Below are 10,263 nucleotides of genomic sequence, written 5' to 3' on the forward strand. Positions count from 1 at the left end.
TTAGAGGCACAAGCAACCCCAGGGGGCCGCAATGCAAACACCCGTCCAGGAAAAACCAGCCGGAACAGCTACGGCCGGCAGTTCCGGTTCCGGCCACGCCGGCCATACCAAATACGACTTCATGGTGGTCTCCAACAGGCTGCCCGTGGACCGGGTGGCACCAGGGGACGACAGCGACGACGGCTCCGGCTGGCGCCGGTCGCCCGGCGGCCTGGTGACTGCACTGGCGCCGATGATGACCAAGACGGACGGGGCCTGGGTGGGCTGGCACGGCGCCCCTGACGAAACGGTCGAGCCGTTCAGCCACGGAGGCATGGACCTTGTCCCGGTCCAGCTCAGCACCGATGACGTGGAGCTGTACTACGAAGGGTTCTCCAACGCCAGCCTTTGGCCGCTGTACCACGACGTCATCGCCCCGCCGGAGTTCCACCGCACCTGGTGGGACGCCTACCGCAGGGTTAACCGCAGGTTCGCCGACGCCGTGGTGCGCCACGCGGACCAGGGCGCCACGGTGTGGGTGCAGGACTACCAGCTCCAGCTGGTCCCCCGGTTGCTCCGTGAAGCACGGCCGGACCTGCGGATCGGTTTCTTCAACCACATCCCGTTCCCGCCGCCGGAGATCTTCGCCCAGCTTCCCTGGCGCCAGGCCATCATCGACGGGCTGCTGGGCGCGGACCTGGTGGGCTTCCAGCGGCCCAGCGACGCGGGAAACTTCATGCGCTCCGCCCGCCGCTTCCTCGGCGCCAGCGTCAAGCAGCAGCAGGTTCACGTCAAGGACCACAACGGCCAGCTGACCCACATCGCCCGGGCCCAGGCCTTCCCCATCTCCATCGACGTCAAGCAGATCACCGAACTCGCGGCCCGGCCGGACATCATCGAACGCGCCCGCCAGATACGCCAGGACCTTGGCAACCCCAAGACCATCCTGCTCGGAGTGGACCGCCTGGATTACACCAAGGGCATCCGCCACCGGCTGAAGGCCTTCGAGGAACTCCTTGCGGACGGCCGGCTCACGGTGGGCGATGCAACCCTCATCCAGGTTGCTTCCCCCAGCCGGGAGCGCGTGGAACAGTACCGGCTCCTGCGCGAGGAAGTTGAAGGCACCGTGGGCCACATCAACGGCACCTACGACACCTTGGAGAACACCGCCGTCCGCTACCTGCACCACAGCTACCCCGTGGAGGAGATGGTGGCGCTGTACCTGGCCGCGGACGTCATGCTGGTCACCGCGCTGCGCGACGGAATGAACCTGGTGGCCAAGGAATATGTCACCGCCCGCAACAACAACGACGGCGCGCTGGTCCTCAGCGAATTCGCCGGGGCGGCCGACCAGCTGAAGCAGGCGCTGCTGATCAATCCGCACGATATCGCCGGCCTCAAGAACACCATCATGGCCGCCGTGGAACTCACCCCGAGGGAGGCCTCACGCCGCATGCGGGCCATGCGCAAGCAGATCCTGGACCACGACGTAGACCACTGGTCAGCGGACTTCCTGCGCGCCCTGAACGAGAAAGTGGTCCGCGATGACTCCTGAGCGCCCCGGTAACGCGCCATTGGCGATCACCCCCGAGCTCCGCGAAGCCCTGCGCCGGATCGCCGGCACGGAGCACCTGCTCGTGGCCATGGATTTCGATGGCACCATTGCACCCATCGTCGGCCGGGCGAAGGACGCCCGGCCGCTTCCCCGGTCGGCCACCGCTTTCGCAGGCCTCGCCGTCCTTCCACGGACGACGACGGCCCTCATCTCCGGACGCGCCCTCGCCAGCCTGCGGGAGGTCGCCTCCCCGCCGGTCGACACGCTCCTGATCGGCAGCCACGGCGCCGAGGCATGGCTGGGGCCGGGTTCCACCGAACTGGCCCTTGAAGAGGACCAGAAGACACTCCTTGAAGAGGTCCGCGCCGAGTTGGCCGGCATCGTTGCCGAGGCGCCCGGCACCTCCCTTGAGGACAAGCCTGCCGGCGTCGTCCTGCATACCCGTCAGGCTGAGGACGACGTGGCAGAAGACGCAGTAGCGGCAGCACGGTCGGTGCTCCGGGACCGCAAGGGAGTCTTCCTGAAGGAAGGCAAACGCGTCCTGGAGACTTCGGTTGTCAATGCCTCCAAGGGCGAAGGTGTCGCCTTCCTGCGGCAGGCCACCGGGGCCACTGCCGTGCTGTTCGCCGGCGACGACGTCACGGACGAGGACGCTTTTGGCCGGCTCGAACCGGGCGACGTGGGGGTCAAGGTGGGCCTTGATTTCACCCAGGCCCAGTATCGGGTGGAGGCTCCCGTCCACATTGCGGAACTACTGGAGGCCCTGCTCCAGGAGCGGAGCATTGCTGTTGCCGAAGAGGATCCGCAGGCCGCGTCCGGTTAGGACGTGGCCGGCGGCACATGTGACGTCCGTAACATTTCGGCGAGGAAGCGCAACCTCTGGCATACTCTAGGTGTGATGTGGCGCACAGACACCGTGCGGCGTCATTCTGCGCTCCGGGCCCAGGCTCGGAGCGCTTTGCAGGAACAAAACTGAATAAACATGAACCATTCACAACGGATCGTCCGGCACGTACCTGCCGGTGAAGGGATTGATAACTGTGGCTACAGTTACTTTTGATAACGCTACGCGTCTGTACCCGGGCACAGATAAGCCCGCCGTCGATAAGCTCAACATCGACATCGCCGATGGCGAATTCCTGGTCCTCGTGGGACCCTCCGGTTGCGGCAAGTCCACCTCCCTGCGCATGCTCGCAGGCCTTGAGGACGTCAACACCGGCCGCATCCTGATCGGTGACCGTGACGTTACCGATGTTCCGCCGAAGGACCGCGACATCGCGATGGTTTTCCAGAACTACGCGCTGTACCCGCACATGACTGTGGCCGACAACATGGGCTTTGCCCTGAAGATCGCCGGTGTCTCCAAGGAAGAGCGCGCCGAGCGCGTCCGCGAAGCCGCCAAGCTCCTTGACCTTGAGCAGTACCTGGACCGCAAGCCGAAGGCGCTCTCCGGCGGCCAGCGACAGCGCGTTGCCATGGGCCGCGCCATCGTCCGTAACCCCCAGGTCTTCCTCATGGATGAGCCGCTGTCCAACCTGGACGCCAAACTCCGCGTCCAGACCCGCACCCAGATCGCGTCCCTGACCCGCCGCCTCGGCGTCACCACCGTCTACGTGACGCACGACCAGGTTGAAGCCATGACCATGGGTGACCGCGTGGCGGTGCTGAAGGACGGCCTGCTGCAGCAGGTGGACACCCCGCGCAACCTTTACGACCGCCCGAAGAACGTCTTCGTTGCCGGCTTCATCGGCTCCCCCGCCATGAACCTGCTGGAGCTTCCCGTGGTCGACGGCGGCGTGCAGTTCGGCGGCACCGTCTACCCCGTGCCGCGCGACGTCCTCGAAGAGGCACATGGCTCCACGGTCACGCTGGGCAGCCGCCCGGAGGACCTGGAAACCGCTCCGCAGGGTGAAGGCCTGAAGGTGGAGGTGGACGTTGTCGAGGAACTCGGCGCCGACGCCTACGTCTACGGCCACACCACCCTCGACGGCAAGGACCACGACATCGTGGCCCGCGTCGACGGCCGCCGACCTCCGATGAAGGGTGAGGTCATCTACGTCCGCCCGCAGTCGGGCCACGTGCACCTGTTCGACACCAAGACCGGCCTGCGCCTCGGCGACTGACGTTCCAGCTTAGAGACCGACGGCGGTCCTCCTCCGGGAGGGCCGCCGTCGGTTTTTAAGCGGCAAATTTTAGGCGCGGTACCCCCAAGTACGGAAGAATTGAGCCATGACCGAGGAATACAGCGCCCAGTGGCACGACGAACCCACCGACTACGCGCAGATCGGGAAGCTGCCGCGGTTCGTGGCGGCCAGTGCAGATGACAACAAGGCGGCCTCGGTAGCCTCGTCGCTGAACATCACTGCCGCGGCAGCGGATCCGGAACTGCTGGACCTGCCCTGGCATATAGCCCTGGAGGAGTGGCCGGCGCAATACCTGGCGGCCCTCCCCCGAGGCATCTCGCGGCACATCGTGCGCTTTGCCCACCTGGGCGGCTCTGTCATCGCCATCAAGGAAACCTCCGAGCATGTGGCCCGCCACGAATACCACATGCTCCGCAAGCTCGCCCGCTTCGATGTGCCCTGCGTGGAGCCTGTTGCGGTGATCACCGGGCGGACCACCCCAGACGGGCGTCCGCTCAACCCGGTCCTGGTAACCCGGCACCTGAAGTTCTCCATGCCCTACCGCGCGCTGTTCTCCCAAATGCTGCGCAAGGACACCCTGACGCGCCTCATCGACGCGCAGGCCCTGCTGCTGGTGCGGCTGCACCTGATCGGTTTTTACTGGGGAGACGTGTCGCTGTCCAATACCCTCTTCCGCCGCGACGCCGGAGCCTTTGCCGCCTACCTGGTGGACGCCGAAACGGGCGAGCTGTACCCGGACCTGTCCACGGGCCAGCGCGAATACGACCTCGAAATCGCGCGGGTCAACATCGCCGGGGAGCTGATGGACCTGCTGGACGGCGGCCTGATCGAGGAGAAGGTGGACCCCGTAGCCACCAGTGAGTTGATCATGGACAGTTACCGGCGGCTGTGGGCTGAACTGACGGAGAAGGAATCCTTTGAGCTGGGCGAACGCTGGCGGGTGGGCGCCCGCATCCGGCGCCTGAACGAACTCGGCTTCGACGTCGAGGAATATGCCATCAAGACCACCCAAAACGGCTCCACCATCCAATTGCAGCCCAAGGTGGTGGACGCGGGGCACCACCAGCGGCGGCTCCTCCGGCTGACCGGCCTGGACGCGCAGGAGAACCAGGCCCGCCGCCTCCTCAATGACATGGACTCGTTCCGGGCGGACAACAACCCGGAGATGGACGAGGAATACAGCGCCCACCTTTGGGTCAGCCAGATCTTCGAGCCGATCGTGCGCTCCATCCCCCGGGACCTCTCCGGCAAGCTCGAGCACGCCGAGGTGGTCCACGAGGTCCTGGAGCACCGGTGGTACATGTCGGAGAAGCAGGAGCGCCACATCCCACTGGCAGAAGCCGTGCAGTCCTACATCGACTCGATCCTGCGGCACCGGCGCGACGAAGCAGCGATCATGCTCAACCCGGACACCGAATTGCTAAAGATCCTCGAAGTGGAAAACGAGGAGTCCCGCTATGGTGCCGATGAATCCGATGACGAATACCCGGATTCGGACGACTGACTCCTAGATGGCCTTCCCGGGGTTGAGGACTCCGGCAGGATCGAACAAGTCCTTGATCCTGCGCTGGAGTTCCCGGACGGGCTCCGGTTGCTCCTGGCCCAGCCAGCGCAGCTTGTACTGGCCTATGCCGTGCTCCCCCGTGATGGTCCCGCCCATGGCCAGGGCCGCGGTGATGGACTCGTCCAGAGCCACCTGGAGCCGAACCATTGCACCGGGTTCCACGTCCGGGCCCTGCCTGTCGATCCAGAACGTGGGGTGCAGGTTGCCGTCCCCGGCGTGTGCCACCACCTTGAGGTGCACCTGCTGCTCGGCGGCCATAACTTCAAGCGCTGCAACGTAGTCCACCAGGCGGGAGCGCGGAACAGCGACGTCTTCGCCCACCCGGTACTCGTCGTCCACCTCCGTACCGCGGCTGTGCCGCCGCAGCTCCACCAGCCGCTCCGCCTCGGCGCTCGCCTCGGTGGTGACCGTGGCCCCGCCGTCGCGCAGGACCCGCCGCACCACCTCCGCCTCGGCCGCAGCCCCAAAACCGTCGGTCTGGACCAGCAGCAATGATTTCCCGCGGGCGGTGAGGTCGGACCCATGGATGTCGTCGAGCTGCGCCAGCGTACCGCCGTCGAGCAGTTCCATGATGGCGGGCTGGACGCGGGCCCGTCCCACCGCCAGGACGCCGGCAGCGGCAAGCCTGAAGTCCGGGTAGAACGCGGCGACGGTATGCACTTCCCGGGGCAGGTACTTCAGCCGCACCGTGATCCCGACGACGATCCCCAGCGTGCCTTCCGACCCCACGAAGAGGCCCGTGAGGTCGTACCCGGCCACGCCTTTGAAGGTCTGATGGCCTGTGTGGATGAGGGAGCCGTCCGCCAGGACGACGTCCAGCGCCAGGACAGAGTCCCTGGTGACGCCGTACTTGGCACACCGCAGGCCGCCGGCGTTGGTGGCCACGTTGCCGCCGATTGTAGAGCTCCGGAAACTGGCAGGGTCCGGCGCGTACATGAGGCCGTGCTCCGCCGCGGCTTCGTTGAGCACGGCGTTCACGACGCCGGGCTCCACCACAGCTGTTTCGTCATCCGGGCTCAGGGCGAGGATCCGGTCCATCCGCTCCAGTGAGAGGATGATGCAGTTGGCGGTGGCATGGGCGCCCCCGGATACGCCCGTGCCGGCTCCCCGGGGCACGATGGCCACGCCGCTGTCCGCGCAGGCCTTCACTACCGATTGCACGTCGGCCACCGACTCGGGGAACACCACGGCCAGCGGAAGCTGGAAATCGATCACGGGCGCCTGGTCCACGGCGTACCGGCGGAGCGGGACTTCGCCCGTGTCCACCTGGCCAGGTGCCAGGATGGCTTCCAGCTCGTCAACGATGCTTCCCACAAAGCCTCCATCCGTCGTCGGACATACCTACCCAGTCTAGGTGCGCAGCATGCGAAGCCTCGAAGCTTTCCCTGCTGTAATCGCTTCCAGTTCCGTCCCTGCCGCTGGGCCGCATCCAGGAATTGGCGGCCGGAAACATTTATGGAAGCGTTTTCAGTTATTTGGCCCTTCGCCGTTATGCTGGCTTGCATGTCTGTCGAAACTGTGACCCAGGACACTACCGCCTCCGCCGGTCCCCTGACGCTCATCCACACTGCTGACACCGTCCCGGGCTGGTGGCGCTCCGCGGTGATCTACCAGGTGTATCCCCGGTCATTCCGTGACCTGAACGGCGACGGCATTGGCGATCTCGCCGGGATCACCGAGGAACTGCCGCATCTGGCGGACCTGGGCGTCGACGCCGTGTGGCTGTCTCCCTTTTTCAAGTCCCCGCAGCGGGATGCCGGCTACGACGTCAGCGACTACTGCGACGTGGATCCCATCTTCGGCACGCTTGGCGACTTCGACGTCATGATGGCCGAATCCCACCGCCTGGGCCTGCGGGTGATCGTGGACCTGGTCCCCAACCACTGCTCTGCCCAGCATCCCGCGTTCCAGGCGGCCCTTGCAGCGCCGGTTGGAAGCCCGGAACGGGACATGTTCATATTCCGTGACGGGACCGGTCCGGACGGGCAGGAACCGCCGAACAACTGGCAGTCCCACTTCGGCGGCCCTGCATGGACCCAGGTGGAAGGGCAGGGTGGACGGCCCGGCCAGTGGTACCTGCACCTCTTCGACTCCTCGCAGCCGGATTTCAACTGGGACAACCCGGCCGTCCACGCAGAGTTCGAGCGGGTGCTCCGGTTCTGGCTGGACCGCGGCGTTTCCGGCTTCCGCGTGGACGTGGCCCACGCCCTGGTCAAGGCTCCGGGACTGCCGGCCTGGGGCGGACGCGCGGACGGCGGCAGCAGCGACGGCTATCCCGGCCACGAGGCACCCATGTTCGGTCAACCCGGCGTCCACGACATCTACCGGAAGTGGCGGATGCTCCTGGACGAATACGGCCCCGACCGCATTCTCTGCGCCGAGGCCAGCGTGGACCTCCACCGGCTTGCCCACTGGGTCCGGCCGGATGAGATGCACCAGGCTTTCAATTTCCCCTATCTCCACGCTGGCCTGGACGTTTACCGGCTCCGCTCCGTCATCACCGACTCATTGACCGTCCTTGACGGCGTCGGAGCCCCCAGCACCTGGGTACTTTCCAACCATGACGTGGTCCGCCACGCCAGCCGGTTTGGCTACAACGGGCTGGGTCCGCGGGACGGGGACGGCATCGGCTTCGCAGACCCCCAGCCGGACCATGACCTTGGCCGCCGCCGCGCGGCCGCTGCTTCGATGTTCATGCTGGGGCTGCCCGGGGCCGCCTACCTGTACCAGGGCGAGGAACTGGGACTGCCTGACGGGATTGAGATTCCGGACCACCTCCGCCAGGACCCCACGTTCGCCCGCACCGGCGGGCAGCGGCTTGGCCGCGACGGCTGCCGGGTTCCCCTGCCGTGGCGCGGCGAGGACCCGCATCTGGGATTCGGTTCGGGAAGCGATCCTTGGCTGCCAATCCCTGACTCCTTCAAAGCACTGGCAAGGGACCTGCAGGCGGAATCACCGGCATCGCACCTCTCCCTGTACCGCCAGGCCCTGGCCTGCCGTCGTGAACTGGACCTGGGCCGGGGGTCCTTGTCATGGGCCGAGGACTGGTGCACCGGCTCCTCCCTGGGCTACGTGAACGGCACTACGCTGGTGCTTATGAACCTGAACCACGAGCCGCTGGAAATGCCCGCCGGCAACGTCCTGATCCGCAGCCTGCCCGCAGGCGCGGGCCACGCCCTTGCCTCCGGTGAGACCGCGTGGATACAGCTTGGACCGGACGCCGCAGCAGCTTTCTGACGATGGCAGGCATCAAAGAAGTTGCCAGCCGGGCAGGCCTGTCCGTTGCCACGGTCTCACGGGCGTTGAGCGGCAAGTCCAACGTCTCTTCCAAGAGCCGCCGGCTGGCCCAGGAAGCCGCCCGGGAACTCGGATTCGTCCCCTCGTACCATGCGTCGAGCCTCGCGTCCGGGCGGAACCACAACATCGGGCTGGTGGTGCCCAACGTCCAGCGCTGGTACTTCTCGTCGGTACTCGAAGGCGTCTCCGAAACCCTGCTCGACGCCGGCTACGACCTGACGCTGTACAACGTGGGTGAGCAGCCGGAGCGGCGAAACAGCATCCTGACTGACTTCCTGCTGCGCAAGCGCCTGGATGCGGTGATCACGGTGGCACTGGTGCTCAGCGAAGAGGAAATCGGCCAGCTGCTGGCCGTGCACCGTCCTATTGTGGGCATCGGAGGTGCCCTGCGCGGAGCCTCTACCATCCGGATCGATGACGAAGGACTGGCCATGATGGCCACCCGCCACCTGATTGGCCTGGGACATACCCGGATTGCCCACATCACCGGTGACGCGGGGCTGAACCGGGATTTCAAGTTACCCCAGCTTCGGCAGAAGGGCTTCAGCGCGGCCCTGGCAGGAGCGGGACTGGAGTTCCGGCCGGAGTGGCATGTGACTGCCGACTTCACCATCCAGGGCGCGTACGCAGCTGGCCGCCGGCTGCTGGGGACCTCCACCGAGCGTCCTACGGCCGTCTTTGCCGCGTCCGACGAGATGGCGGTGGGCATCATGCTTGCCGCGCGCGACTTTGGGCTTCGGGTCCCGGAAGATCTTTCCGTGGTGGGGATTGACGGGCACGAGCTCTCGGAAACCTTCGGGCTGACCACCGTCAGCCAGGATCCACGCGGCCAGGGAAGGCTTGCGGCAGCCACGGCTTTGGCCCTGCTGGAAGGCGCCATCGGGGATTCCGACGGCGGTACAGCGGCCACGTCAGCACAAGACCAGGAATACCCCACGGAATTCGTGATCCGGCACAGCACCGCCGTAGCACCGGGCCCGGCCACGCGGACAGCCTAGGAGCCGCGCGGACAGCCTAGGACAGGTCTTCGGAGGGGACCGCATCCGTTGAGTCGCCGGCACCCATGAACCGTGCGAACCTTTCCAGGATCAGGGGCCACGCCTCCACGTACGCTTCGCGGGCGGCAACGGGATCCTCCGCCCCTTCCCACCCCTCATGGAACACACGGACCTCCGTCTCCGGCCCAACAGCACGGAACGCCACCAGGAGCTCGGTGGACCAGAGCGCCGTGGTTCCGGGGTGCCAGGAGGCATGGAAGGACAGTGGCGGCTGCCAGTCGTCGAGGGTACCCCAGATGCTGGTGCGGCCATCGTCAGCCGTCTCAAGGATGAGGTTCTCCTCGAACTCCACGTAGGAGCCGGCCCCGTAAACGCCGTGCTTTTCCAGGGGCCACCACAAGTGCGTATGGTCGGTGAAGCCTGCGAAGGCCCGGGAGACGGGGCCCGGAACCCGGACCGTGTTCACCACCGGCTCCAAGGGATCCGAAGCCTGCCGGCCGTCGTCTTGGGAGGGGTCCTGGGCGTGGCTGAAGATGCTGCTCATGAGGGTCAATCCTACCGGCGGTCGTTTGGCCCTCCGTCGGCATCGGTCTTGTGGTTAAAGTCGAAGGGCCCTGACATTCCTTGTCAGGGCCCTTCGTAATGTATGTCCGGCGGTGACCTACTCTCCCACACCCTCCCGGGTGCAGTACCATCGGCGCTGTGGGTCTTAGCTTCCGGGTTCGG

At 66.2% G+C, this 10,263-nt stretch carries 8 protein-coding genes; 6 read left to right on the top strand and 2 right to left on the bottom strand.

What is annotated here, in order from left to right:
- Positions 1 to 31 precede the first annotated feature (31 nt).
- The 4 genes from PV772_RS20140 to PV772_RS20155 all read left to right on the top strand — a co-directional run bounded on the left by PV772_RS20140 (position 32) and on the right by PV772_RS20155 (position 5,182).
- Entirely contained in the window at positions 32 to 1,534 is a 1,503-nt protein-coding gene (locus tag PV772_RS20140; protein ID WP_141158075.1) for a trehalose-6-phosphate synthase, read from the top strand.
- A complete protein-coding gene (gene otsB, locus PV772_RS20145; RefSeq protein ID WP_347887345.1) occupies positions 1,524 to 2,357 on the top strand; it encodes a trehalose-phosphatase in 834 nt (277 codons plus the stop codon). Before PV772_RS20140 ends, otsB begins: the two co-directional genes overlap by 11 nt.
- 217 nt (positions 2,358 to 2,574) lie before the next feature.
- The gene (gene ugpC, locus PV772_RS20150; RefSeq protein WP_347887346.1) at positions 2,575 to 3,657 is read left to right on the top strand and encodes a sn-glycerol-3-phosphate ABC transporter ATP-binding protein UgpC; all 1,083 of its coding nucleotides are present in this window, start codon (positions 2,575 to 2,577) and stop codon (positions 3,655 to 3,657) included.
- Between the two features lie 106 nt (positions 3,658 to 3,763).
- Positions 3,764 to 5,182: a DUF4032 domain-containing protein gene (locus PV772_RS20155; RefSeq protein WP_141158077.1), complete on the top strand. Its 1,419-nt coding sequence runs from the start codon at positions 3,764 to 3,766 to the stop codon at positions 5,180 to 5,182.
- Between the two features lie 3 nt (positions 5,183 to 5,185).
- Here the strand turns inward: PV772_RS20155 and PV772_RS20160 are convergent, their stop codons facing one another.
- Positions 5,186 to 6,556, bottom strand: coding sequence for an FAD-linked oxidase C-terminal domain-containing protein (locus PV772_RS20160; RefSeq protein WP_347887347.1), 1,371 nt, complete (start codon positions 6,554 to 6,556; stop codon positions 5,186 to 5,188).
- A gap of 177 nt (positions 6,557 to 6,733) precedes the next feature.
- Between PV772_RS20160 and PV772_RS20165 the strand changes: the two genes are divergently transcribed.
- Both PV772_RS20165 and PV772_RS20170 read left to right on the top strand, forming a co-directional pair.
- On the top strand, positions 6,734 to 8,479 hold the full coding sequence (locus tag PV772_RS20165) for a glycoside hydrolase family 13 protein (RefSeq protein WP_347887349.1): 1,746 nt from the start codon (positions 6,734 to 6,736) through the stop codon (positions 8,477 to 8,479).
- A 2-nt stretch (positions 8,480 to 8,481) separates the two neighbouring features.
- Positions 8,482 to 9,537, top strand: a complete 1,056-nt coding sequence (locus PV772_RS20170) for a LacI family DNA-binding transcriptional regulator (RefSeq protein ID WP_347887348.1) — start codon at positions 8,482 to 8,484, stop codon at positions 9,535 to 9,537.
- A gap of 16 nt (positions 9,538 to 9,553) precedes the next feature.
- On the opposite strand, the gene PV772_RS20175 is transcribed toward PV772_RS20170, so the two are convergent.
- Positions 9,554 to 10,081, bottom strand: coding sequence for a hypothetical protein (locus PV772_RS20175; protein WP_307360720.1), 528 nt, complete (start codon positions 10,079 to 10,081; stop codon positions 9,554 to 9,556).
- Between the last annotated feature and the right edge of the window lie 182 nt (positions 10,082 to 10,263).

This window comes from Pseudarthrobacter sp. CC12 (assembly GCF_039907755.1).
Classification (GTDB): domain Bacteria; phylum Actinomycetota; class Actinomycetes; order Actinomycetales; family Micrococcaceae; genus Arthrobacter; species Arthrobacter niigatensis.

Excerpts from the sequence above, each read along its gene's own strand:
- PV772_RS20140 (WP_141158075.1), top strand. The coding sequence starts at position 32 with ATGCAAACACCCGTCCAGGAAAAACCAGCCGGAACAGCTACGGCCGGC.
- otsB (WP_347887345.1), top strand. The coding sequence starts at position 1,524 with ATGACTCCTGAGCGCCCCGGTAACGCGCCATTGGCGATCACCCCCGAG.
- PV772_RS20155 (WP_141158077.1), top strand. The coding sequence starts at position 3,764 with ATGACCGAGGAATACAGCGCCCAGTGGCACGACGAACCCACCGACTAC.
- PV772_RS20165 (WP_347887349.1), top strand. The coding sequence starts at position 6,734 with ATGCTGGCTTGCATGTCTGTCGAAACTGTGACCCAGGACACTACCGCC.
- PV772_RS20170 (WP_347887348.1), top strand. The coding sequence starts at position 8,482 with ATGGCAGGCATCAAAGAAGTTGCCAGCCGGGCAGGCCTGTCCGTTGCC.
- PV772_RS20175 (WP_307360720.1), bottom strand. The coding sequence starts at position 10,081 with ATGAGCAGCATCTTCAGCCACGCCCAGGACCCCTCCCAAGACGACGGC.